This is a genomic window from Citrobacter sp. Cpo037 (assembly GCF_030332945.1).
GTDB lineage: Bacteria > Pseudomonadota > Gammaproteobacteria > Enterobacterales > Enterobacteriaceae > Citrobacter > Citrobacter portucalensis.
On the sequence record NZ_JAOWGW010000046.1, the window covers coordinates 145,651 to 170,894 of the forward strand.

Consider the following 25,244-nt stretch of genomic DNA (forward strand, 5'->3'; position numbering starts at 1 on the left):
GTCGGCAATATTATCGAAGCAGGAGTTATGTCATGAGTAAACTGTTAGACCGCTTTCGCTACTTTAAACAAAAGGGCGATACGTTTGCCGAGGGGCATGGGCAAGTAATGCACACCAACCGGGACTGGGAAGACAGCTATCGTCAGCGCTGGCAGTTCGACAAAATTGTGCGTTCTACCCACGGCGTTAACTGTACCGGCTCATGCAGCTGGAAGATCTACGTTAAAAACGGGCTGGTGACCTGGGAAACGCAGCAAACCGACTACCCGCGTACCCGTCCTGACCTGCCAAATCATGAGCCCCGTGGCTGTCCACGCGGCGCCAGTTACTCGTGGTATCTCTATAGCGCGAACCGCCTGAAATATCCGCTGGTGCGTAAACGCTTAATCGAATTGTGGCGCGACGCCCTCTCCCGCCAGCCCGATCCGGTGCTGGCCTGGGAATCCATTATGAACGACCCGCAAAAATGCCAGAGCTACAAGCAGGTACGCGGGCGCGGTGGGTTTATCCGTTCCAACTGGAAAGAGCTTAATCAGCTGATTGCTGCCGCCAACGTCTGGACGGTGAAAACCTACGGCCCGGATCGCGTGGTCGGCTTCTCCCCGATCCCTGCGATGTCGATGGTTTCCTATGCCGCCGGCACACGCTATCTCTCGCTAATCGGCGGAACCTGTCTGAGCTTCTATGACTGGTACTGCGACTTACCGCCCGCGTCACCGATGACCTGGGGCGAGCAGACCGACGTTCCTGAATCCGCCGACTGGTATAACTCCAGCTATATCATCGCCTGGGGCTCTAACGTGCCGCAGACCCGTACCCCGGATGCGCACTTTTTCACAGAAGTACGCTACAAAGGCACCAAGACGATTGCCATTACGCCGGACTACTCGGAAGTCGCTAAACTATGCGACCAGTGGCTGGCACCTAAACAAGGGACCGACAGCGCGCTGGCAATGGCGATGGGCCACGTCATCCTGAAAGAGTTCCACCTCGACAATCCCAGCGATTATTTCCTCAATTACTGCCGTCGCTATACCGACATGCCGATGCTGGTTTTACTGGATGCCCGGGAAGATGGCAGCTACGTGCCTGGACGCATGATGCGTGCTTCAGACCTTGTCGATGGTCTGGGCGAAAGCAACAATCCAGAGTGGAAAACGGTAGCCTTTAACAGCGCAGGTGAACTGGTTGTCCCGAACGGATCTATCGGTTTTCGCTGGGGGGAGAAAGGCAAATGGAACCTGGAACCACTGGCGGCTGGCGCTGAAACTGAGCTTTCTCTTTCGCTGCTCGGTCTGCATGATGAAGTGACCGGCGTCGCATTCCCCTATTTTGGCGGCAACGAAAACCCACATTTTCGCAGTGTAAAACAAGAACCGGTGCTGATCCGTCAACTGCCGGTAAAACATCTTACCCTCGCTGACGGTAGCCGTTGCCCGGTAGTGAGCGTCTATGATCTGGTGCTGGCGAATTATGGCCTCGACCGTGGTCTGGATGACGTCCATAGCGCACAAGATTACAGCGAAGTGAAAGCCTACACCCCGGCCTGGGGCGAGCAAATTACCGGTGTGCCACGCCGTCATATCGAACAGATCGCCCGTGAGTTTGCCGATACTGCGCACAAAACGCATGGCCGTTCGATGATCATTCTCGGGGCTGGCGTCAACCACTGGTATCACATGGATATGAACTACCGTGGCATGATTAACATCCTGGTGTTCTGTGGTTGCGTGGGACAAAGCGGCGGCGGCTGGGCGCACTATGTGGGTCAGGAGAAACTGCGACCGCAAACCGGTTGGTTGCCGCTGGCCTTTGCGCTGGACTGGAACCGTCCGCCGCGTCAGATGAACAGCACTTCGTTTTTCTACAACCACTCCAGCCAGTGGCGTTATGAAAAACTCACCGCGCAGGAACTCCTCTCTCCGCTGGCCGATGCGTCGAAGTTTAGCGGACATTTAATTGACTTTAACGTGCGGGCTGAACGAATGGGCTGGCTGCCGTCTGCGCCGCAGCTTAACCTCAACCCTCTGACCGTTAAAGCAAAAGCCGAACATGCAGGACTATCTCCTGCGCAATACACCGCACAGGCGCTGAAGTCGGGTGATATTCGTTTTGCCTGCGAACAGCCTGATAACGGCAAAAACCATCCGCGCAACCTCTTCGTCTGGCGCTCTAACCTGCTCGGCTCCTCCGGTAAAGGGCATGAATACATGCTCAAATATTTGCTGGGTACCGAAAGCGGGATCCAGGGGGAAGCGCTCGGTTCAAGCGAGGGTATTAAACCTGAAGAGGTTGAATGGCAGTCGGCGGCGATAGAGGGCAAGCTCGATCTGCTGGTCACGCTCGATTTCCGTATGTCCAGCACCTGTTTGTTCTCCGATATCGTTCTGCCAACCGCTACCTGGTATGAAAAAGACGATATGAATACCTCGGATATGCATCCGTTTATTCACCCGTTGTCTGCGGCGGTCGACCCGGCATGGGAATCGAAGAGCGACTGGGAAATTTATAAAGGCATCGCCAAAGTATTTTCTGAGGTTTGCGTCGGACACCTTGGACAAGAAACGGATGTCGTGTTGCAACCGCTGCAACACGACTCTCCGGCAGAGCTGGCGCAGCCGTTTGACATTCAGGACTGGCACAAAGGCGAATGCGATCTCCTCCCGGGCAAAACGGCACCGAATATCGCCGTTGTGGAGCGTGACTACCCCGCCACCTACGAACGCTTTACTTCACTTGGCCCGCTCATGGACAAACTCGGTAATGGCGGGAAAGGCATTGCGTGGAATACCCAGGCGGAAGTCGATTTCCTCGGCAAGCTGAACTACACCAAGCGCGAAGGCCCGGCAAAAGGACGCCCGCTGATTGACACCGCGCTGGATGCCTCTGAGGTGATCCTTGCCCTGGCACCGGAAACAAACGGTCAGGTGGCGGTGAAAGCCTGGGAAGCGCTGGGGGCGATGACCGGACGCGACCATACGCATCTGGCGTTGAACAAAGAAGACGAGAAGATCCGTTTTCGCGATATCCAGGCGCAGCCGCGCAAAATCATCTCCAGCCCCACCTGGTCCGGGTTGGAAAGTGAACATGTTTCCTATAACGCAGGCTATACCAACGTCCACGAGCTGATCCCATGGCGTACCCTGTCCGGTCGCCAGCAGCTGTATCAGGATCATGCGTGGATGCGTGCGTTTGGTGAAAGTCTGGTGGCGTATCGTCCACCTATCGATACCCGCAGCGTCAGTGAAATGCGCGAGGTTCCGCCTAACGGCTTCCCGGAAAAAGCGCTCAACTTCCTGACGCCGCACCAGAAATGGGGGATCCACTCCACCTATAGCGAAAACCTGCTGATGCTGACGCTGTCGCGCGGCGGGCCGATTGTCTGGATCAGTGAAACCGATGCCAAAGAGCTGGGTATTGAGGATAACGACTGGATTGAAGCCTTCAACGCCAACGGTGCGCTCACCGCGCGTGCAGTGGTGAGTCAACGCGTGCCACCGGGAATGACCATGATGTATCACGCTCAGGAGCGAATCATGAATATCCCTGGCTCAGAGGTGACCGGGATGCGCGGCGGGATCCATAACTCGGTGACCCGCGTCTGCCCGAAACCCACGCACATGATAGGTGGCTATGCGCAGCTGGCATACAGCTTCAACTATTACGGTACGGTCGGCTCTAACCGCGATGAGTTCATCATGATTAGAAAAATGAAAAATATTAACTGGCTGGATGATGAAGGTCGCGATCAGGTACAGGAGGCGAAAAAATGAAAATACGCTCACAGGTAGGCATGGTTCTTAATCTGGATAAGTGCATCGGCTGCCACACCTGCTCCGTCACCTGTAAAAACGTCTGGACCGGGCGTGAAGGGATGGAATATGCGTGGTTTAACAACGTTGAGACTAAACCGGGGATTGGGTATCCAAAAAACTGGGAAGATCAGGAAGAGTGGCAAGGCGGCTGGGTTCGCGATGTTAACGGCAAGATAAGACCGCGTCTGGGCGGTAAGATGGGCGTCATCACCAAAATTTTCGCCAACCCGGTGATCCCGCAAATCGATGATTACTATGAGCCGTTTACCTACGATTATCAGCATCTGCATAGCGCGCCGGAAAGCAAGAATCAGCCCACCGCGCGTCCGCGTTCGCTGATCGATGGAAAGCGGATGGACAAGATTATCTGGGGTCCAAACTGGGAAGAACTGCTTGGCGGCGAATTTTCAAAACGTGCCCGCGACCGTAACTTCGAGAAGATGCAAAAGGAGATGTACGGCCAGTTCGAAAACACCTTCATGATGTATTTACCGCGCCTGTGCGAGCACTGCCTGAACCCAAGCTGTGTCGCCACCTGCCCAAGCGGTGCTATCTATAAGCGTGAAGAAGACGGCATTGTGCTGATCGACCAAGACAAATGTCGCGGCTGGCGCTTGTGCATCAGCGGCTGTCCGTACAAAAAAATCTACTTTAACTGGAAGAGCGGTAAGTCTGAGAAGTGCATTTTCTGCTACCCGCGTATTGAGTCCGGCCAGCCGACGGTATGTTCGGAAACCTGCGTTGGGCGTATCCGTTATCTCGGCGTATTGCTCTACGACGCCGACCGCATCGAAGAAGCGGCCAGCACCGAGCATGAGACCGATCTCTATGAGCGTCAGTGCGATGTATTCCTCAACCCGCACGATCCGGCTGTCATTGAAGAGGCGTTAAAACAAGGTATTCCGCATAACGTCATCGAAGCGGCCCAACGTTCGCCAGTCTACAAAATGGCGATGGACTGGAAACTGGCGCTGCCGCTGCACCCGGAATATCGCACCCTGCCGATGGTCTGGTATGTACCGCCATTGTCACCGATTCAGTCGGTCGCCGACGCGGGCGGACTGCCGCACAATGGTAACGTTTTGCCGGCGGTTGAGTCGCTGCGAATTCCGGTTCAGTACCTCGCCAACATGCTCAGTGCGGGAGATACCGGTCCGGTGCTGCGCGCGCTGAAACGTATGATGGCCATGCGTCACTATATGCGTGCGCAAACAGTGGAAGGTGTGACGGACACCCGCGCGATTGAGGAAGTGGGTTTGACCGTTGAGCAGGTTGAGGAGATGTATCGCTATCTGGCCATCGCCAACTATGAGGACCGCTTTGTGATCCCGACCAGCCACCGTGAAATGGCGCGCGATGCCTTCCCGGAGAAAAACGGCTGCGGATTTACCTTCGGTGACGGCTGCCATGGCTCAGATACCAAATTCAACCTGTTTAACAGTAGCCGTATTGATGCGATCGACATCACCGAAGTGCGCGATAAAGCGGAGGGTGAATAATGCAAATCCTGAAGGTTATCGGCCTGCTGATGGAATATCCCGACGAGCTGCTGTGGGAGTGTAAAGACGACGCGCTGGCGCTTGTGGCCAGCGATGCCCCCATGCTTACCGAATTTAGCCAGGGATTGCTCAATGCGCCACTGCTGGATAAACAAGCGGAATGGTGCGAAATCTTTGACCGGGGCCGGGCCACCTCTCTGCTGCTGTTTGAGCACGTGCACGCCGAGTCCCGTGACCGGGGTCAGGCGATGGTTGATCTGCTGGCTCAGTATGAAAAGGTCGGGCTACAGCTCGACTGCCGCGAACTGCCTGATCATCTGCCGTTGTATCTGGAGTATTTGAGCGTGTTGCCGGAGGACCAGGCCAAAGAAGGACTGCAGAACGTTGCACCGATTCTGGCTCTGCTGGGCGGGCGCTTAAAACAGCGCGATACGCCGTGGTATCAACTGTTTGACGCCCTGCTGCTGCTTGCCGGAAGCCCTCTTTCGAGTGACAGTGTCACTAAGCAGGTTGGTGCTGAAACCCGCGATGATACCCGTCAGGCGCTGGATGCGGTGTGGGAAGAGGAACAGGTGAAGTTTATCGAGGATAACGCCACCGCCTGCGACAGTTCACCGTTACAAAACTATCAACGACGCTTTAGCCAGGACGTGGCGCCGCAGTATGTCGACGTCAGCGCGGGAGGCCCGAAATGATACAGTACCTGAACGTCTTTTTTTACGATATCTACCCGTACCTGTGCGGTACGGTGTTTATCCTCGGCAGCTGGCTACGCTATGACTACGGGCAATATACCTGGCGCGCCTCTTCCAGCCAGATGCTGGACAAACGCGGCATGGTGCTGTGGTCAAACCTGTTCCACATCGGCATTCTGGGGATCTTTTTCGGTCACCTGTTCGGCATGCTAACGCCGCACTGGATGTATGCCTGGTTCCTGCCGATTGCGGTGAAACAACAGATGGCAATGATTGCCGGTGGGCTATGCGGCGTGCTAACGCTGGTTGGTGGCGCAGGTTTACTGGTGCGCCGTCTGACCAACCCGCGTATTCGTGCGACATCTTCCACCGCCGATATTCTGATCCTCTGCGTTCTGTTGATTCAGTGTATCCTCGGCTTAACCACCATCCCGTTCTCTGCGCAACATCCAGACGGCAGTGAAATGCTGAAACTGGTCGGTTGGGCGCAGTCGGTGGTGACTTTCCAGGGCGGCGCATCTGCGCATCTGGATGGCGTGGCGTTGATTTTCCGTGTGCATCTGGTTCTGGGGATGACTATCTTCCTGCTGTTCCCGTTCACTCGCCTGGTCCACGTCTGGAGTGCGCCGTTTGAGTACTTTACCCGTCGCTACCAAATAGTGCGTTCCCGCCGATAATTGAACTCTGATGCCCGGTAGCGCTTACGCTTACCGGGCCTGCATCGCTATCCCGCTTTTTGTGCGTTATGATGCTTCTCCATTTCAGGGAGAACGCTAATGAAACCACAGGTTTACCACGTCGATGCCTTTACCCCGGTCCCTTTTCGCGGCAACTCAGCAGGTGTGGTTTTACATGCTGATGGACTGAGCGACGCGCAGATGCAGCTCATCGCTCGCGAGCTGCGTCATTCAGAAACCGCATTTCTGCTGACCAGTGACGACAGCGATGTTCGCATCCGCTATTTCACCCCGACGGTCGAAGTTCCTATCTGTGGGCATGCTACCGTCGCCGCGCATTACGTGCGGGCCAGGGTGCTGAGTCTGGGTAACTGCACGGTCTGGCAAACCTCGTTGGCCGGACGTCATCGCGTGGATATTGACGCTACCGGGAACGACTATCGCATTAGCCTTGAGCAAGGTGAACCGGGTTTTGAACCTCCGCTGGAGGGCGCTGTTCGTACTGCGATTCTCGATGCGCTGCACCTGAGCGAAGACGATATGCTGGCAGGCTTACCCATTCAGGTTGCCACGACCGGGCATTCGAAAGTGATGATTCCACTGAAACCTGAGGTGGATCTCGACGCCCTTTCCCCTGATTTACCGGCTTTGACCGCCATCAGCCAACAAATTGGCTGTAACGGTTTCTTCCCTTTTCAAATCCGCGAGGGCGAAAACGCCACTGATGGCCGCATGTTTTCACCTGCTATTGGTATTGTGGAAGACCCGGTTACCGGCAATGCCAACGGTCCAATGGGCGCATGGTTGGTCCACCATGGGCTGATGGCGCATGATGGGAAAACGTTACGTGTTCAGGGGCATCAGGGCCGTGCGCTCGGGCGCGACGGGATTGTTGATGTGACGGTGACTATCCGTGAAAACCAGCCGAAAAAAGTCACCATTACCGGTTCGGCGGTGATCCTGTTTCACGCAGAATGGGCGATAGATTTTTAATTGTTCCCGAAAGCCGGATAAGGCGATGACGCCGCATCCGGCATGACTTCCGATGCCCCTATTTCCCCGCCTCCGGATGCGTATCAAACGCCGCCATTACCGTCGCTAACTCATCTTCGGTAAACCCATGCTTCACGTCATCCACACCCAGTCCAAATCGTTCTTGCAACAACGCATACAAACTGGCGATGTCAGGCAAATTAATCTGCTCTACCGCATGTCCATCCTGATAATGGGTAAAGTGAAAATTGGTTAACGTTAATTTCCCGCCGTCGGGCAGATGACGGCACATCAGCAGATGATGGCGAAAATGTGATTGCGGCCAGTGTGCGGACCAGAAGTTGCCCATCAGATAATCGCTCTGATGCTGCACGACCAGATCGAAACGATACATTGACTGCCAGTGTTCGTGATGACGGAACTGGAGGATCCAATCTTCACCTTCCTGAATCAGCCGATATTCGCCGTGTGGCGTCTTCTGCTCAGTGTTAGCCTGCAGACGAATCGGCGCCGTCAGCGTTTGTCCGCCGAAACCAACGTCGGCGATCCACTGCTCTCCCTGCAATTCAACCAGCAACAGACGATGCGTGCGCGGCGGCAGGCTTGACGGATTTGCCAGTACCACGCGACCGAGAAGGCTACGTACGTTAAAACCGATTTCGCGTAGCGCGCGTTCAAACACGCCGTTCTGTTCAAAGCAATAACCGCCACGACGCGCCGTTACCAGCTTCTCTTCCAGCGACAAATCGTCAAGCTGCATCTCTCTTGGCAGTAATACGTCCAGGTTTTCAAATGGAATCGCGGCGTTATGCAGTAAATGCAGCGCTTGCAAGGTTTCAATGTTGACGTTGGCCGAATCTGACCAGCCAATACGGGCAAAGTAAGCGGTTAAAAAAGGCGTCATACGGAGTTCCTGTTCGATTAATGCAGTACTTATAACGTATTTTTCGTTTTACGCTGTCGATTTTGTGCGTTGTTAATTCCTGTGAGGCGACAAAATCGCTAATACCGTTAATATCTATGTTTATTGTGGTGTGTTATCTCTCAGCCAAGGAGCATCCATGAGCCATTTTCGTTCGATCGAATTAAAACATGCCAGTCGGCTACTCAATCATGGCCCAACGATATTGATAACCAGCCGGGATGAGCATACCGAGCGGCGAAATGTGATGGCTGCGGCGTGGTCAATGCCCGTGGAATTTGAGCCGCCGCGGGTAGCAATTGTTGTTGATAAGACCGCCTGGTCGCGGGATCTCATTGAACGTAGCGGTAAATTCGGCATCGTTATTCCGGGTATCGCCGCCGTCAACTGGACCTGGGCCGTAGGCAGCGTTTCCGGTCGCGTGGAAGATAAATTCAACTGTTACGGCATTCCCGTGGTGCAAGGACCAGTGCTAGGTTTACCGCTGATAGAAGCGAAATGTCTGGCCTGGATGGAGTGTCGCCTGTTGCCAGCCACGGCGGCACAGGAAAAATATGACACTCTGTTTGGGGAAGTGGTCTCCGCTGCCGCTGATGAGCGAGCCTTCGTGGAAGGACGCTGGCAGTTTGATGATGGCAAGCTCAATACTCTGCATCACCTTGGGGCAGGAACGTTTATCTCCAGCGGGAAACGCATTATCGCAGGTGAATGATAGTATGCTAACGGATGGCAGTTCTGCTCTGTCATCCGCAACTGTTTTCTTAAAACTTCTGAAAAACCAGTTAGATAAATTACTCGCCCTTCCTTGCTGAATCATTCATGTGAATTATAGTTAATCTTGCACTAACGCAAATACCTAATCAAAACGCTATCCGTCAAAGCAGCATCCCCAACTGGACTTTTGAAGTGTCAGAGAGGTTTTACGATGCAACTTAATAGAATCGCACAAAGTTTTATACTTGCTGGGTTACTCACATCGTTTTCTGTTCCCGTTATGGCCGCTGAAGCCCCTAAAGACGCAACTGCCGCCACGCAACAAGCCAACAACGCGCTTTACAACCAACTGCCCTTCTCCGATAACACCGACTTTACCGACGCCCACAAAGGCTTTATCGCTCCACTCCCGCAGGACGTGATCAAAGGCGAACAGGGAAATGTTATCTGGAATCCGCAGCAATATGCGTTCATCAAAGAAGGCGACAAAGCCCCGGATACGGTAAACCCGAGCCTGTGGCGTCAGTCTCAGTTGATCAACATCAGCGGGCTGTTTGAAGTAACGGATGGCGTTTACCAGATTCGTAACCTCGATCTGTCAAACATGACCATTATTGAAGGTAAAGAAGGCATCACCGTTGTTGACCCGCTGGTCTCGGCAGAAACAGCCAAAGTCGGGATGGATCTTTACTTTAAAAACCGCGGTCAAAAACCGGTTGTCGCAGTGATTTACACCCACAGCCACGTTGACCATTACGGCGGCGTACGCGGCGTTGTCGATGAAGCCGACGTTAAAGCGGGCAAAGTGAAAGTTTATGCGCCAGCTGGCTTTATGGAAGCTGCGGTCGCTGAGAATATCATGGCCGGTAACGTCATGAGCCGCCGCGCGAGCTACATGTACGGCAACCTGCTAAAACCTGATGCCAAAGGCCAGGTCGGCGCGGGACTGGGAACCACGACCTCAGCGGGAACCGTTACCCTGATTGCGCCAACAAATATCATTGAGAAAGATGGACAAAAAGAGGTCATCGACGGCCTGACCTATGACTTCATGCTGGCCCCGGGTTCAGAAGCACCGTCGGAAATGCTGTGGTACATCGAAGAGAAGAAACTGATTGAATCCGCTGAAGATGTCACCCACACCCTGCACAATACCTACTCCCTGCGCGGGGCCAAAATTCGTGAGCCGCTGCCGTGGTCCAAATACATCAACGAAGCGATTGTGCGCTGGGGTGATAAAGCCGAAGTGCTGATGGCGCAGCACCACTGGCCAACCTGGGGTAATGACAAGGTGGTCAGCCTGCTGAAAAGCCAGCGCGATCTGTATCGTTACATCAACGACCAGACGTTACGCATGGCTAACGAAGGTCTGACCCGCGATGAAATCGCCGCCAACTTTAAGCTGCCGGACTCACTGGCCCATACCTGGGCTAACCGCGGTTACTATGGTTCCGTGAGCCATGACGTAAAAGCGACCTATGTGCTCTACCTCGGCTGGTTTGACGGCAACCCGGCAACGCTGGATGAGCTGCCGCCGGAAGAGTCTGCGAAGAAATTTGTCGACTACATGGGCGGCGCTGACGCCATTTTGCAGAAAGCCAAAACCGACTATGACCAGGGTAACTATCGCTGGGTGGCTCAGGTGGTGAGCAAAGTGGTATTTGCCGATCCAAATAACCAGGCCGCGCGTAATCTGGAAGCGGATGCGCTGGAGCAACTGGGTTATCAGGCTGAATCCGGCCCGTGGCGTAACTTCTATCTGACCGGGGCGCAAGAGCTGCGAAACGGCGTAGTCAAAGGCCCAACCCCGAATACCGCCAGTCCGGATACCGTTCGTGCTATGACGCCGGAAATGTTCTTCGATTATCTGGCAGTGCATATTAACGGACAAAAAGCGGGTGATGCGAAGTCTGTATTTAACATCGATCTTGGCAGTGATGGCGGTAAATATAAGCTTGAACTGGAGAATGGCGTCCTGAACCATACCGCCAATGCCGAAGCGAAAGATGCCGACGCCACTGTCACGCTTAATCGCGATACGCTGAACAAAATCATCCTCAAAGAAGTGACGCTGAAACAGGCACAAGACAGTGGTGATGTGAAGATTACCGGTGACGGCGCCAAGCTTGATGCCATGCTCGGCTATATGGATAAATTCGAATTCTGGTTCAACATCGTTACACCATAAGCACAACGAAAACGGGCGGAAATCCGCCCGTTTTTTCTTACATGCTGTAGCCAGGTTTTTTAATTAATCTCGCCATCTGCGGCGCAATTTCCGTATCCCACACGCCCTGCCACGCCTCTGGCTCAACTTCATTGAGCGCCACGCTGACTGAACTGTCTTTGCTTTGCAAATGGCGAATAATAACCTCGGAAATATCCGCCGCCAGGGCGGTTTTTTGTTCGTCGGTAAGAGCGCGAGGAAAACATTTAATATCAACGTGCGGCATAGCAGATTCCTTATAGTTTTGGATTGCAGGTAACTTATGCGGACTCTCGTTCTACCAGATGAAAACCGACATCAATAATATCGTCTTCACGCGGAATTTGTTCGATACGATCGGCAAGCAGTGAGGCGGCGCGTTGCCCGATGGCCCGTCTGTCGACGCTGACGGTGGTGATGGCGGGCCGGTTGCTGGCAGCAAAATCCAGATCGCCAAAACCGATTACCGCTAACTCTTGCGGCACGCGTATACCGCGGCTCTCGGCTTCCATGATCGCCCCCTGAGCTAACGTATCTGAGCTACAGACAATGACATCAAACTCGCGATCCGCCAATAGCTGCGTCAATCCTGCGCGCCCCAGTGCCAGAGAGGCCGGAAGCGGGACATCCACCTGTGCGTCAGCCGCAATACCATGACGACTCAACGCATCGCACAGTCCTTGTTTACGCTGGCCTGCCCGGCGATCGGCTGTCCATAACAACCCCGGACGTCGATAACCTTTTTCCAACAGATAGTCTGCCACCGCCTGCCCGACCTTTTCATGCGAAAAGCCGACCAGCATATCGATGGGTGTTGGGGTTAAATCCCAGATTTCCACGACCGGGATGGCCGCATTAAGAATCACCTTTTTCAGCTCGGAGGTATGATGAATACCGGTAAGTACTACGCCATCCGGGCGACGAGAAAGCAGCGTCGCCACCAGCTCCGCCTCTGTTTGCGGCGTATAACCCGACACGCAGAGCAAAATGTGGTATCCGCGTTCTGCCAGTTCATCACTTAATGACTGGATGGTATCGACAAACATATTGTTGTTAATTTGCGGAATAACCACGGCGATAAGCTTGCTGCGACGTGACGCCAGTCCCCCAGCCAGTGCGTTGGGAATATAGCCGGTGGCGCGCACCGCCTGCATCACTTTTTCAACCGTTTTCGGGCGCACCATCTGCGGGGTATTCAACGCCCGGCTCACCGTCATGGGTGACAATCCCGCAGTACGGGCAACATCTTCCAGCGTGGGGGCGCGCGGAGGTTTGGGATTTTTCACTGTCGATGCCCTTGTCAAAAATCGCTGATTTATGCTGGCATTATTCATCATGATTTGGGCTATTGCCAGCGACTCTCGGCGATAACGCTGAGAAAACAGCAGCTTAGTTAATTATCGTTAATTAAAATGATAACGCAATCACAACAGTTTGTGCATTTCTCCATAAAGTACTGGAATGTGACGTCGTTTATAATTTACCACCCTTTTCTCTCTGTATTTGTGAGCAATTGTTCAAATCGCAGTCAATTCGCTGGCGCAGTGATTGCGCTAACATTAAAAATGATAGCGCAATCATTTGTTATCACCAGGAGAGAACAATATGTCTTTAAGTGCCAATTCCGATGCCGTGACCTATGCCAAATCGGCCAACGCCAAAACCGCAGCAGAAACCGGTGACCGTATTGAATGGGTAAAACTGTCTCTGGCTTTCCTTCCGCTGGCAACCCCCGTGAGCGATGCCAAAGTGCTCACCGGTCGCCAGAAACCGCTAACCGAAGTCGCCATAATCATTGCCGAGATCCGCAGCCGCGACGGGTTTGAAGGTGTGGGATTTAGTTACTCCAAGCGGGCTGGCGGCCAGGGGATCTATGCGCATGCCAAAGAAATTGCCGATAACCTGTTAGGCGAAGATCCAAACGATATTGACAAGATCTACACCAAGTTGCTCTGGGCTGGCGCTTCCGTGGGACGCAGCGGCATGGCGGTACAAGCCATCTCCCCTATTGATATCGCATTATGGGATATGAAAGCCAAGCGTGCAGGATTGCCGCTGGCAAAACTGCTTGGCGCGCATCGGGACTCTGTGCAGTGCTACAACACCTCCGGGGGATTCCTGCATACGCCGCTGGATCAGGTGCTAAAAAACGTGGTTATTTCCCGTGAAAATGGCATTGGTGGTATCAAACTCAAGGTTGGTCAGCCAAACTGCGCTGAGGATATTCGCCGCTTGACCGCGGTTCGTGAAGCGCTGGGGGATGACTTCCCGCTAATGGTCGATGCCAATCAGCAGTGGGATCGGGAAACCGCCATCCGTATGGGACGCAAAATGGAGCAGTTCAATCTAATCTGGATTGAAGAGCCGCTGGACGCCTACGATGTTGAAGGCCACGCCCAACTGGCCGCCGCGCTTGATACCCCGATTGCCACCGGTGAAATGCTGACCAGCTTCCGCGAACATGAACAGCTGATCCTCGGCAATGCCAGCGATTTTGTGCAGCCCGATGCACCGCGTGTGGGAGGGATTTCACCGTTCCTGAAAATTATGGACCTGGCGGCTAAACATGGTCGCAAACTGGCTCCGCACTTCGCTATGGAAGTTCACCTGCATCTGTCCGCCGCTTATCCACTCGAACCATGGCTGGAGCATTTCGAATGGCTGAACCCGTTATTTAATGAACAACTTGAGCTGCGTGATGGCCGGATGTGGGTTTCCGATCGTCACGGTCTGGGCTTCAGCATTAGCGAGCAGGCGCGCCGCTGGACGCAATTAACCTGCGAGTTTGGCAAACGACCTTAATGTATTTGGCGGGTAAGCAATACCCGCCCTCCTCCCCTACAAAAACGCTCTCAACCTTATGAAAGGAGTGGGTGATGAACACAATAATAAAGCGCACAAAAGTGCGTTACGGCATTCTGATATTTCTGTTTCTTGCGACCGTATTTAATTATGCCGATCGCGCGACGTTATCCGTCGTGGCGCCGATTATGAGCAAAGAATTAGGTTTTGATCCTGAAGCTATGGGGCTGGCCTTTTCTGCCTTCGGTATTTCTTATGTCATTATGCAACTACCCGGCGGCTGGCTGCTGGATCGCTATGGCTCGCGTCTGGTATACGGCTGCGCACTGATTGGCTGGTCGCTGGTGACTATGTTTCAGGGCACCATTTATCTGTACGCCAGCCCGCTTGTCGTATTGATTATCTTACGATTACTGATGGGGGCGATTGAAGCTCCGGCCTTTCCGGCCAATAGCCGATTAAGCGTGCAGTGGTTTCCTAATAACGAACGGGGCTTTGTTACCTCAGTCTATCAGGCCGCGCAATATATCTCGTTAGGGATTATTACGCCGTTAATGACGATTATTTTGCATAATCTCAGTTGGCACTTTGTGTTTTATTACATTGGGGCAATAGGCGTTCTTCTTGGCATCTTCTGGTTGGTCAAAGTCAGAGATCCCATGCATCATCCAAAGGTGAACCAGCAGGAAATTGACTATATCCGGGAAGGCGGTGGTGAACCGTCGCTGGGTAATAAAAAAGAACCACAGAAGATTACCTTTGCGCAAATTAAAAGCGTCTGCGTCAACCGCATGATGATTGGCGTTTACATCGGACAGTTCTGCGTAACGTCAATTACCTGGTTCTTCCTGACCTGGTTCCCTACCTATCTGTATCAGGCGAAAGGCATGTCGATCCTCAAAGTGGGGTTTGTCGCCAGTATCCCTGCCATTGCCGGTTTTATTGGTGGATTATTAGGCGGCGTTTTCTCCGACTGGCTTTTAAAACGCGGCTACAGCCTGACGATTGCCCGTAAGCTGCCTGTTATCTGCGGGATGTTACTTTCCTGCGTCATCGTTATCGCCAACTACACTTCGTCAGAATTTGTGGTGATCGCGGCGATGAGTCTGGCGTTTTTCGCCAAAGGCTTTGGCAATCTGGGATGGTGCGTACTTAGCGATACCTCGCCAAAAGAAGTGCTCGGTATTGCAGGCGGCGTATTCAATATGTGCGGCAATATGGCCAGTATCATCACGCCACTGGTAATTGGCGTCATTCTGGCGAATACCCAGTCTTTTGATTACGCCATTCTGTACGTCGGTTCGATGGGGCTGATTGGCCTGATTTCTTATCTGTTTATCGTGGGTCCATTGGATCGTATTACGCTGACCCCTTCTGTCGCGTAATTTAAACTTATGGCGATAGTTCGCCCGCTGTTCCGGGATTTGCACTCCTGCGGAACAGCGTTTTTTTATTCAAATAATCTTATTGCTTTTCAGTACAGTACGCAGTCTCGGATGCTGACAAACCGCATCGGCGATGGCGCTAATATTCGGCGTGTTGTCCTGAAACCAGTCATGCCCTGGTCCCCAGGTGCGCATAACGGCAATGTAAATGTCCAGCAGTGTTAGCTGATCCCCAAATGCGTACGGCTCAGCGCTTAGCTGGTTGTTCAGCCACATATAGAGGGATTTACGGTACTCGATACAGTTCTTTTTCAACTGAGCCGGGGCGTCCGGTACCCATCGTTCAGGATAATCGGCATAGGTAAACGTGGGATAGACATTTGCCACCAACCATATCAGCAGACGCTGAAACTGCTGGCGTTCGGCGTGTCCAACGGGTGGTGAAAGTTCGGGGCGACGATCGAGGATCATCAGCGCGATCGCTGCCGTTTCCGTCAACACGCTGCCATTTTCCAGTACCAGCGTAGGCACCTGGCATAGTGGATTCATTGTTTTAAGCAACTCCCGCGAAGGACCATCGCTGTCAAAACCGTCCACATCAATAAAGCTGTAAGGGATCTCCGCCAGTGTGAGCATCACTTCACTGATGGCCGATCCCCAGCCCGGTACCCCATAGACCTTAATCATGCTGCAATCCCCAAAGTTAAAACCCTAAGTGTAGAGCAGCATTCGACAACCTATGCAGGCATGATTATTACTTTCATAATAACAATGGTCGAATACCGGGGGAGAATAAGCAATGCGTTCCAGTATGTTTGAATACATGAACATTTTTGTACAGGTTGTTGAGCAAGGTGGATTTGCCAGAGCCGCAGATGTGTTACACCTGCACCGCCCTGCGGTCACCAAAGCTATCCAACATCTTGAAGACGATCTGGGGGCAAAGTTGCTTAACCGCACGACTCGTAAAGTGAGTCTGACAGAAGAAGGTGATGCCTTTTACCAACGCACAAAAATACTGCTCAGCGATGTTGATGACATCATGGCTTCTTTTTCACCTACTCGCCCGCCACGCGGAAAACTCAGGGTTAATGCCCCTCTGTCGCTTGCGCACTCCGTGTTAGTACCTGCGCTGAAAGATTTCCAGTCGCGATATCCTGACATCGAGATGGTACTCACCTCCACCGACCGTAGAATCGATATGCTTGCCGAAGGCATCGACTGCATGATCCGTATTGGCGAGCTACAAGATTCGACCTTGATCTCCAGGCGGCTTGGTGAGGTCAAAATGGTGACCTGTGCTTCACCGGATTATCTGCAAAGGCAGGGGGTGCCGCAGGTGCCAGAGGATTTATCCCGACACCAGGCGCTTAACTTTTTTAGCGAGCGTCATCGCGAAGCGCTGGAATGGACCTTCATCAATAGAGGTAAAACCGAATCGTTCACCCCCGCAGGGCGGATAAGCGTTGATAACTCCGATATTCTGTTAACCGGCTGCTTATCTGGACTCGGCATTATTCGTGGCGTTCATGCTGTCCTTGCGCCCTATCTTCAGTCAGGCCAGCTTGTTGAGGTGCTGGCCGATTATACCGGAGAATCAAAACCAGTTTCGGTGCTTTACCCGGACAGACGTCATCTCGCCCCTCGGGTTCGGGTATTCATTGACTGGTTATGCGAACTTTTTAGCCAACAAAAACCGCGGCTTCAGGGATTATTACAAAATAAGTAATAGTGAAGTTCCGCAACAGCGGTTTTTCACTCTCATCTGAGTCGTTAAATTGTGCAGACCCAATACAGAACAATTTACTGAGGTCTGCTATGTCTAAGGTCGTAGTTTTTAATCAAATTGGTGGCCCTGAAGCCCTGAAGATTCAGGAGATGCAGGTTCCCGCGCCTGATGCAAATGAGGTTCAGATCCACGTGCGGGCTATTGGTATCAACCGTGCTGAAGTTATGTACCGCACCGGACAGTATATTTACCAACCTAATTTCCCGGCGCGACTGGGTTATGAAGCCGCTGGAGTCATTGAATCAGTGGGAGACAACGTACGTGAGTTTGCACCTGGCGATTACGTTAGCGTCATCCCGGCATTCAGCTTTCATCAATATGGAATGTATGGTGAAGTCGTTAATGCCCCCGCTCACGCGGTCGTAAAGCATCCACAAAACCTGAGCTTTACTGAGGCTGCTGCCAGTTGGATGATGTATGTGACCGCTTTCGGTGCGCTGGTTGAATATGCGGATATTAAGCCCGGTGATAACGTGCTGATCAATGCTGCTTCCAGCAGCGTCGGACTGGCGGCAATTCAGATTGCTAACATGCGGGGAGCAAAACCGATTGCGATGACACGGACCAGTGAGAAACGTGATCAGCTGCTGCAACTGGGCGCGGCAGAGGTTATTGCAAGCCAGGAGCAGGATCTGGTGGCCGAGATTCAGCGGATTACTGAGGGTAAAGGAACCCGCGTGGTGTTCGATCCGGTCGGTGGCCCAGCGGTGGCAAAAATTGCCCAAGTGATGCCAGCCGGTGGGCTCTTTTTCCAGTATGGTTCGCTTGATTCACGTGACCTTTCTATCCCGGTCATTGAGATACTCGGCCGTCATCTGACCTTCCGCGGCTATGAGATTTTCGAAATCACCACGGATGCAGAAAAACTTGCGCGGGCGAAACGGTTTATCTTTGAAGGATTGCAGTCTGGCCAGCTCAAGCCGCTGATTGATAAAACCTTTGCCTTTGATGATATCGTCGAAGCACATCAATACATGGAAGCCAACGGCCAGGTAGGCAAAATCGTCGTCACTGTATAACCTCTGTGCGGCACAGCATTGTGCCGCAATGTATCTCAAAGCACTTTCGACAAAAACTGCTGAGTGCGCGTGTGGCATGGATGATTCAGCACCTGCTCGCTGCTGCCCTGCTCGACGATTTTGCCATCGACCATAAACACCACCTGATCTGCGACTTCTCGGGCGAAGCCAATCTCATGCGTTACCACAACCAGCGTGGTTCCCGACTTCGCCAGCGCTTTAATGACATCCAGTACTTCACCGACCAGTTCAGGATCCAGTGCAGATGTAGGCTCATCAAACAGCATGACGCGCGGATTTAGCGCCAGCGCACGGGCAATAGCGATACGCTGCTGCTGACCGCCAGATAAGTGACGCGACCAGGCATCGGCTTTATTCCGTAACCCTACCGCATCAAGCAGTGTTAATGCCCGCTCGGTGGCGGCTTTACGCGTTGCCAGTCCGTGCGCAATGGGCGCTTCAATCAGATTCTCCAGAACCGTTAAGTGCGGGAACAGATTAAAGTTCTGGAACACATAGCCGACGTTAACGCGCTGGCGCAAAATTTCCGCCTCTTTCAGCTCATACAGTTTGTCTCCCTGCCGACGATAGCCAATGTAATCGCCATCGATTTGAATAAACCCCTCATCGACGCGTTCCAGATGGTTGATGGTTCGTAAGAGTGTGGATTTCCCTGAACCGGACGGGCCAAGAATAACCGTTACCGTACCGGGAGGGATCTCCAGCGACACATTATCCAGCGCTTTGTGGCGACCAAAGTATTTGCTAACGCCGGTAATAGAAATATGGCCTTCAGGCGAGTGGGACATGGACGGCCTCCTGCTGTGGACGTTGACGACTGCGTTTTTCCGCACGCCTCACCCGGGTTGTGTTGATCGCTGAACGTCGTTCGCTGCGTGCCAATGCACGTTCAACCAGGTGCTGAATTAACGACAGGACGCTGGTGATCACCAGATACCACACCGCACCCACCATCAGCAGCGGGATCACTTCCTGCGTGCGGTTATAGATCATCTGGATGGTGTAGAACAGCTCTGGCATTGCCAGCACATATACCATCGCCGTCCCTTTCGCCAGGCTGATGATTTCATTGAATCCAGCAGGCAAAATGGTGCGCAGCGCCTGCGGCAGAATGATCCGCAGCGTACGTCGCCCTGCCGGTAAGCCCAGTGCTGCCGCTGCCTCGTACTGACCGTGATCGACCCCTAAAAATCCACCCCGAATAATTTCAGCGGTATAGGCGCTTTGTACCAGCGTCAGGCCAACCACCGCAGTGGAAAACTGACCGAGTACATTGATGGTCTCAAAACTTCCCCACTGAATGGGAGTGAACGGAATACCAATCGTCAACGTGTCGTACAGATAGGAGAAGTTGTACAAAACGATCAGCACTACAATCAGCGGTAACGAACGAAACAGCCAGATGTATCCCCATGCCAGACCGTTCAATAGCCAGGAAGATGAAAGCCGCGCCAACGCCAGCAGACCGCCGATGAGAATACTCAACAGCGTCCCGATCAGCGTCAGTAACAGCGTTTGCCCGAGGCCGGACAAGATAACCGGATCAAAGAACCAGCGGGCAAACACGCTCCATTCCCAGCGCGGATTAAACGCCACGGACTGGAGAATTACCGCAAGGGCAAATAAGGCAATGACCGCGCCTACGGTACGCATGGGATAACGTGCCGGTACGACTCTAATGCTATCTGTCGTTTTCATTTTCTCTCCTCAGGCGATTCTGGCCTGACCGGCAATAGACAGCAGTTTGGTAAAGCGCAGCCGTCCATCAAACGGCGGCAGGCTGTACTCTTCGGGATCGCGCGTCGTATCAAATTGCGGATCGTAGCCCTGGCTTAAATAAAGTCTGACGGCCTCCGGCTGGCGAAATCCCGTGGTCAGATAAATCCGGCTATAGCCTGCGAGCAGCGCTCTACGTTCCAGTTCCTGCACCACGCGCGCCGCCAGCCCCTGCTGACGCAGGCTGCTTTTTGTCCAGATACGCTTAATCTCGGCGGTGTCCTTGTCGTAAGGTTTGTAAGCCCCGGTGGCGATAATTTCGCCGCGGCGCTCCAGTACCACAAAAAGTCCCTGCGGCGCCAGATACCATTCGGTCAGTTCCACTTCAGCGTCGCGCGAAAAGTAATCGCCATAGCGGGCGGCATATTCACCGAACAGACCGTTCAAAATGGGCTGCAGCTCGCTGGCTTCCGGTGAGAGCACGCGAAATTGATCGCTCACGATGACCTCCTTAGTCGCCTAAACCGGCCGGGTTGATTTCAGATTGTGGAATGCGTTCCACCCCTTCTCCCCAACGATTCAGCACCTTGTCATAGTCGCCGTTGCCAATCACGCCGTTGAGGGCGGTTTGTACCGACAGAACCAGACCGCTGTCTTTTTTCAGCGTCACAGCGATATGTGCCGCTTTTGGCCAACCGCCATCAACGCTACCCACTAATTGCGTTTTACCGTTGAGTGCAGCTTTCCACGCGCCGATTACATTAGGACCGAAGTAGGCATCGGCGCGGCCTGACTGTAGGGCCAGGGTTTGCGCGGCATCATCTTTGGTATACACCGGCGTAAACGGCTGTAACCCTTTCTTCACGTTCTCATCGTTCCAGGCCAACAGAATGGCTTCCTGGTTTGTCCCCGAACCGACGATAATGCGTAGTCCTGCGATATCTTCCGCCTGCTCGATTTTCTTCAGCTTGCTACCGGTTTTGACATAAAAGCCAAGAGAGTCCTTCCGATACGTCGCGAAATCGAATTTTTCTTTGCGTGCTTTGGTGACGGTAATATTGCTGATCGCGGCATCGTATTTGCCGGAAGTGACGCCCAGCGGCCAGTCTTCCCATGACGTAGGTACAACGTTGAGTTCCAGCCCCAAACTGTCAGCCACCAGACGCGCGATATCCGCCTCGCTGCCGATCAGCGTTTTATTGTCATCGGCAAAGACGGTCAGCGGCGGCTGGCTGAGCCCGGCAATCGCCACGGTGAATTTACCCGGTACGGCCAGGTGCAGGTTTGCGGGTAACTGCGCAATCGCCTGCGGATTTTTTACCGTATTAATCGGCGCTTTATTCGCTTCCAGGCTTACGCCCGTGCCGTTAATCGTCACCTCATTTGCCCAGACGGTAGCGCTGAAAGCCAGTGACAGCGCGAGGAATAGTGATTTTTTCTGCATAGCGTTTTTCTCTTATTGTGTGAATTGATTTGCAGGTGTCGCTAATCCCAGGCTTGCGCGCAGGGTCGTACCGGGATATTCATGGCGGAACAGACCGCGCGCCTGAAGCTCGGGGACAACCTGTTCGACAAACCGCGGAAAGGTATCCGGCGTGCCACCCTGGATGATAAAACCGTCTGCGGCTTTTTCGTCGAACCACTGCTGCAGTCCGTCGGCAACCTGTTGTGCCGTGCCGCTGAAACGCGGACGAGGACTTGCCGCTTCCAGAGCAACCTGACGAAGTGTTAAACCACGCTCGCGTGCGTTGCGCTTGATCTCATCAGTCGTACTGCGAAAGCTGTTTTGTCCGAGAGAGCCCAGATCCGGGAACGGTGCGTCCAGCGGATATTGGGCAAAATCATGATGTTCAAAGTAGCGGCCAAGATAGTTCAGCGCGTCAGTAACGGAGACCAGCGCAGCGGTAGTCTGATACTGATGCTCAACGTCCTCTGCGCTGTCGCCAACAATAACGCTGACGCCCTGGAATATATGCAGTTGATCGGGATGTCGTCCGGCCACTTCCAGCTGGCTTTTTACTTCCTGATAGAACGCTTTAGCCTCTGCCAGCGACTCCTGATGGGTAAAAATGGCATCAGCATGCTGCGCCGCTAATTTCTTGCCATCTGCTGAAGCTCCCGCCTGAAATATAATCGGACGGCCTTGTGGCGTACGCCCAATATTTAACGGTCCGGCGACCTGGAAATAATCTCCATGATAGTTAAGCGTATGCAGTTTTTGCGGATTAAAAAATTCCCCGCTTGTTTTATTACGGGTAAACGCATCGTCTTCCCAGGAATCCCACAGCCCTTTCACTACCTGTAAATATTCATCGGCAATACGATAACGCTGGGCATGCTCTGGATGCTGAGCGCGAGAATAGTTTTTTGCCGATCCTTCCAGAGGAGACGTAACCACGTTCCACCCGGCGCGCCCCTGGCTGAGATGGTCCAGGCTAGCGAACTGCCGTGCGGTCGTAAACGGCTCGCTGTATGATGTGGACACTGTGCCAACCAGCCCCAGATTCTGGGTGATGCTGGCCAAAGCGGATAATACTGTCAGCGGCTCAAAACGATTTAAAAAGTGCGGGATTGATTTTTCATTAATATACAGACCATCGGCGACAAAAATAAAATCCAGCTTCCCTTTTTCCGCAATAAGCGCCGTCTCTTTGACAAAATCAAAATTAATACTGGCATCAGCCTGAGCCGCTGGATGGCGCCATGCGGACATATTTCCCGATGCGCCATGCAGAATAGTGCCGAGCCGTAGTTGTCGATTTTCAGCCATAATAACCCCTACCCAACAGGTAAACTTAAAGGTGTGCGAATGCCGTTTTTGCTAACTGCGTAAAGTAATGCGCGGCAGGTTCAATTAAACGCTCGTCCGGATTGAATCCCGGGTGATGTAATCCGTATTCACTGGCGCTGCCAATACTGACAAATGCGCCAGGCGTATTTTGCAGGTAGACGGCAAAATCCTCCCCGCCCATATGCAGGTCGGCATGGTGGGTGGTATAGCCTGACTGTTTCGCCACCGCGGTGGCAATATCGGCCCAACGATCGTCATTTACCAATGCGGTTGGTCCCGCATGCCAGATTACGTCGATTTGTGCGCCAAAGGCGTGGGCAAATCCGGCGGCGATGTCATTAACCCGAGCCTTAACCTGCTGCTGTACCTGGTTTCGGTGCGTTCTGAGTGTCCCTTCCAGCTCAACGGACTCCGGCAGAACGTTCCATGTGTTTCCTCCCTGAATACGGGTCACGCTGAGCACCACCGAATCCAGCGTGTTAACGTCGCGGCTGGCAACGCTTTGCAGCACTGTTACCAGTTGGCTGGCAAGCAGGATGGCATCCTTACCTTCATGAGGACGCGCTGCATGTGCGCCCTTGCCATTTATGCGCAGCACGAAGCGATCAACATTGGCATAAAATGCGCCGCCGCGTGTGGCAAATTCGCCCACCGGCAAACCCGGCTCATTGTGCATACCGAAAATAGCCGCTACGTTTTGCAGAGCACCGGCGCGGATCAACGTTTTTGCGCCGCCGAAACTCTCTTCAGCTGGCTGAAACAAAATACGTACTCGCCCCGGTAAGGTTGTTTCCTGTTGTTTTAGCAGCAGTGCTGCACCAAGCATGACGCTGGTATGGACGTCATGCCCGCAGGCATGCATCACGCCCGGCGTGAGGGAGCGAAACGGAACGTCGGCGCTTTCTTCTATCGGTAGCGCGTCGATATCCGCCCGCAGCGCGATGACATCTTCCCCCTGACCAATTTCCGCGACCAGACCGGTTTTCAGCTCGAATGGCAGAATGTCGACGTCCGCAGCGTGCAACCAGGCGTGAATGCGCGCCGTGGTTGCTTCCTCCTGTAGAGAAAGCTCCGGATGCTGATGTAGTTCACGACGCCAGTCGATAAGCGTTGAGCCGAGAGTCATCAGAGCACCTCCACGGCATTATGGGCTTGCGCCAACAAACGCAGCGATGTCAGACGCGCATGCCCTTGCGCCACTGGCGTGTCGATAATGAATTCGTCAATGCCAAATTGCGTATGCAGAGCATTCAGCTTTGCCATCACCTCCTGAGCGGTGCCGTGTAGCAACGCCTGCTCACGACGCGCGATTTTGCGTGGTGGGCTGCCAGACTGAGCGGCAAACGCCAGCGCCTGTTCTTCGCTGGCTACCGTGACACGTTGACCATCTTCCAGCTCCACGCCCCAGAGTTGTACGTTTTCCGCCAGTTGCGCAGCGGTGTCGTAACTGTCAGCCACAATCACCTGCACGGCGACTATCGTCGGGCGTGCACTGTGGGTCTGCCAGAAGGACAAAACGTCATGCAATAACGCTTTGTCACCATTGAGGTGCGCTGCGAAGATGAAATTCCAGTCGGATTGCGCTGCTATCTGCGCGCTTTGCACACTGGCTCCCAGAACAAACTTTTCCGGTGGTATCGGTGGAATTGGCGTCGGGAATACCGTCTCCCCGCTTTCCGTTCCGCTCAGCGCCAGCCAATCGTTAAGCAAAGAAAGCTGGTCGGCAAAACTGCCTTTTTCTTCCTGATGCAGCCCATGCTGTAACGCCTGGGTCGACAGCGGTAAGCCGCCAGGGGCTTTCCCTACGCCGAGATCGACACGTCCAGGAGCCAGCGATGCCAGAAGATTGAAGTTTTCCGCCACTTTGTACGGGCTGTAATGTTGCAGCATCACGCCGCCGGAACCTACGCGGATATGCTGAGTTTGCCCGAGGACCCAGGCGATCACCAGCTCCGGCGATGGGCTGGCCAGCTGTGGTGTATTATGGTGTTCCGTGATCCAGAAACGATGGTACCCCCACTCTTCTGCCTGTTGCGCCAGGCGCAACGTTCGGGAAAGCGCGGTCGCGGCAGTTTCACCTTCCCCGATGGGGCTTTTATCCAGAATACTCAGGCGATATGACATGTTACGAGCCTATGTTTGTTAACATGTCTTTATTATTAATTTATCAAATAGCCATACCGAAACATTTAATTCACAT

Annotated in this window: 22 protein-coding genes; 11 read left to right on the top strand and 11 right to left on the bottom strand. The window is 53.4% G+C overall.

Annotation, left to right across the window (positions count from 1 at the left end):
- The first annotated feature begins 32 nt into the window (after nucleotides 1-32).
- From OGX94_RS06695 to OGX94_RS06715, 5 genes are all read left to right on the top strand, one after another.
- Nucleotides 33-3,773 carry a nitrate reductase subunit alpha gene (locus OGX94_RS06695; RefSeq protein ID WP_257661975.1) on the top strand — a complete coding sequence of 1,247 codons (3,741 nt, stop codon included), beginning with the start codon at nucleotides 33-35 and terminating at the stop codon, nucleotides 3,771-3,773.
- On the top strand, nucleotides 3,770-5,314 hold the full coding sequence (gene narH, locus OGX94_RS06700) for a nitrate reductase subunit beta (protein WP_003833042.1): 1,545 nt from the start codon (nucleotides 3,770-3,772) through the stop codon (nucleotides 5,312-5,314). Before OGX94_RS06695 ends, narH begins: the two co-directional genes overlap by 4 nt.
- A complete protein-coding gene (gene narW, locus OGX94_RS06705; RefSeq protein WP_003833045.1) occupies nucleotides 5,314-6,009 on the top strand; it encodes a nitrate reductase molybdenum cofactor assembly chaperone in 696 nt (231 codons plus the stop codon). The genes narH and narW overlap by 1 nt, the downstream gene beginning before the upstream one ends.
- Nucleotides 6,006-6,686 carry a respiratory nitrate reductase subunit gamma gene (narI, locus tag OGX94_RS06710; protein ID WP_003833047.1) on the top strand — a complete coding sequence of 227 codons (681 nt, stop codon included), beginning with the start codon at nucleotides 6,006-6,008 and terminating at the stop codon, nucleotides 6,684-6,686. Before narW ends, narI begins: the two co-directional genes overlap by 4 nt.
- Before the next feature lie 99 nt (nucleotides 6,687-6,785).
- On the top strand, nucleotides 6,786-7,679 hold the full coding sequence (locus tag OGX94_RS06715) for a PhzF family isomerase (protein WP_149280955.1): 894 nt from the start codon (nucleotides 6,786-6,788) through the stop codon (nucleotides 7,677-7,679).
- 58 nt (nucleotides 7,680-7,737) lie between these two features.
- Here OGX94_RS06715 and nhoA read toward each other — a convergent pair whose 3' ends face one another.
- On the bottom strand, nucleotides 7,738-8,583 hold the full coding sequence (gene nhoA / locus OGX94_RS06720) for an N-hydroxyarylamine O-acetyltransferase (protein WP_063940756.1): 846 nt from the start codon (nucleotides 8,581-8,583) through the stop codon (nucleotides 7,738-7,740).
- A gap of 157 nt (nucleotides 8,584-8,740) precedes the next feature.
- Here nhoA and OGX94_RS06725 point away from each other — a divergent pair, with 157 nt between their 5' ends.
- Nucleotides 8,741-9,313, top strand: a complete 573-nt coding sequence (locus tag OGX94_RS06725; RefSeq protein ID WP_126957204.1) for a flavin reductase family protein — start codon at nucleotides 8,741-8,743, stop codon at nucleotides 9,311-9,313.
- A gap of 213 nt (nucleotides 9,314-9,526) precedes the next feature.
- A complete protein-coding gene (locus tag OGX94_RS06730; RefSeq protein ID WP_128316904.1) occupies nucleotides 9,527-11,503 on the top strand; it encodes an alkyl/aryl-sulfatase in 1,977 nt (658 codons plus the stop codon).
- 37 nt (nucleotides 11,504-11,540) lie between these two features.
- Here the strand turns inward: OGX94_RS06730 and pptA are convergent, their stop codons facing one another.
- Nucleotides 11,541-11,768, bottom strand: coding sequence for a tautomerase PptA (gene pptA, locus OGX94_RS06735; protein ID WP_003833058.1), 228 nt, complete (start codon nucleotides 11,766-11,768; stop codon nucleotides 11,541-11,543).
- 34 nt (nucleotides 11,769-11,802) lie between these two features.
- Complete coding sequence (locus tag OGX94_RS06740; protein ID WP_257661974.1) at nucleotides 11,803-12,807, bottom strand: LacI family DNA-binding transcriptional regulator; 1,005 nt, start codon at nucleotides 12,805-12,807, stop codon at nucleotides 11,803-11,805.
- 319 nt (nucleotides 12,808-13,126) lie between these two features.
- Between OGX94_RS06740 and OGX94_RS06745 the strand changes: the two genes are divergently transcribed.
- A complete protein-coding gene (locus tag OGX94_RS06745; protein ID WP_032943493.1) occupies nucleotides 13,127-14,323 on the top strand; it encodes an L-talarate/galactarate dehydratase in 1,197 nt (398 codons plus the stop codon).
- Between the two features lie 74 nt (nucleotides 14,324-14,397).
- Complete coding sequence (locus OGX94_RS06750) at nucleotides 14,398-15,708, top strand: MFS transporter (protein ID WP_003833063.1); 1,311 nt, start codon at nucleotides 14,398-14,400, stop codon at nucleotides 15,706-15,708.
- A 69-nt stretch (nucleotides 15,709-15,777) separates the two neighbouring features.
- On the opposite strand, the gene OGX94_RS06755 is transcribed toward OGX94_RS06750, so the two are convergent.
- Complete coding sequence (locus tag OGX94_RS06755) at nucleotides 15,778-16,395, bottom strand: glutathione S-transferase family protein (protein WP_257661973.1); 618 nt, start codon at nucleotides 16,393-16,395, stop codon at nucleotides 15,778-15,780.
- A 112-nt stretch (nucleotides 16,396-16,507) separates the two neighbouring features.
- Between OGX94_RS06755 and OGX94_RS06760 the strand changes: the two genes are divergently transcribed.
- Together OGX94_RS06760 and OGX94_RS06765 are read left to right on the top strand one after the other, a co-directional pair.
- Nucleotides 16,508-17,437 (top strand): LysR family transcriptional regulator, encoded by a 930-nt coding sequence (locus tag OGX94_RS06760; RefSeq protein WP_126318048.1) that lies wholly within the window; start codon nucleotides 16,508-16,510, stop codon nucleotides 17,435-17,437.
- Nucleotides 17,438-17,526: 89 nt separating this feature from the next.
- On the top strand, nucleotides 17,527-18,516 hold the full coding sequence (locus OGX94_RS06765; protein ID WP_257661972.1) for a zinc-dependent alcohol dehydrogenase family protein: 990 nt from the start codon (nucleotides 17,527-17,529) through the stop codon (nucleotides 18,514-18,516).
- A 35-nt stretch (nucleotides 18,517-18,551) separates the two neighbouring features.
- On the opposite strand, the gene OGX94_RS06770 is transcribed toward OGX94_RS06765, so the two are convergent.
- The 7 genes from OGX94_RS06770 to OGX94_RS06795 are packed head-to-tail and all read right to left on the bottom strand — an operon-like array spanning nucleotide 18,552 to nucleotide 25,168.
- Nucleotides 18,552-19,325, bottom strand: a complete 774-nt coding sequence (locus tag OGX94_RS06770) for an amino acid ABC transporter ATP-binding protein (protein WP_003833073.1) — start codon at nucleotides 19,323-19,325, stop codon at nucleotides 18,552-18,554.
- A complete protein-coding gene (locus tag OGX94_RS06775; RefSeq protein ID WP_063940764.1) occupies nucleotides 19,309-20,235 on the bottom strand; it encodes an amino acid ABC transporter permease in 927 nt (308 codons plus the stop codon). Before OGX94_RS06775 ends, OGX94_RS06770 begins: the two co-directional genes overlap by 17 nt.
- A gap of 9 nt (nucleotides 20,236-20,244) precedes the next feature.
- Nucleotides 20,245-20,754, bottom strand: coding sequence for a GNAT family N-acetyltransferase (locus OGX94_RS06780; protein WP_257661971.1), 510 nt, complete (start codon nucleotides 20,752-20,754; stop codon nucleotides 20,245-20,247).
- 10 nt (nucleotides 20,755-20,764) lie between these two features.
- Entirely contained in the window at nucleotides 20,765-21,697 is a 933-nt protein-coding gene (locus OGX94_RS24950; RefSeq protein ID WP_502873441.1) for an ABC transporter substrate-binding protein, read from the bottom strand.
- Nucleotides 21,698-21,709: 12 nt separating this feature from the next.
- Entirely contained in the window at nucleotides 21,710-23,023 is a 1,314-nt protein-coding gene (locus OGX94_RS24955; RefSeq protein ID WP_502873442.1) for an LLM class flavin-dependent oxidoreductase, read from the bottom strand.
- A 25-nt stretch (nucleotides 23,024-23,048) separates the two neighbouring features.
- On the bottom strand, nucleotides 23,049-24,170 hold the full coding sequence (locus OGX94_RS06790) for an amidohydrolase (RefSeq protein WP_063940767.1): 1,122 nt from the start codon (nucleotides 24,168-24,170) through the stop codon (nucleotides 23,049-23,051).
- A complete protein-coding gene (locus tag OGX94_RS06795; protein ID WP_286568950.1) occupies nucleotides 24,170-25,168 on the bottom strand; it encodes an MsnO8 family LLM class oxidoreductase in 999 nt (332 codons plus the stop codon). The genes OGX94_RS06790 and OGX94_RS06795 overlap by 1 nt, the downstream gene beginning before the upstream one ends.
- Nucleotides 25,169-25,244: the final 76 nt, after the last annotated feature.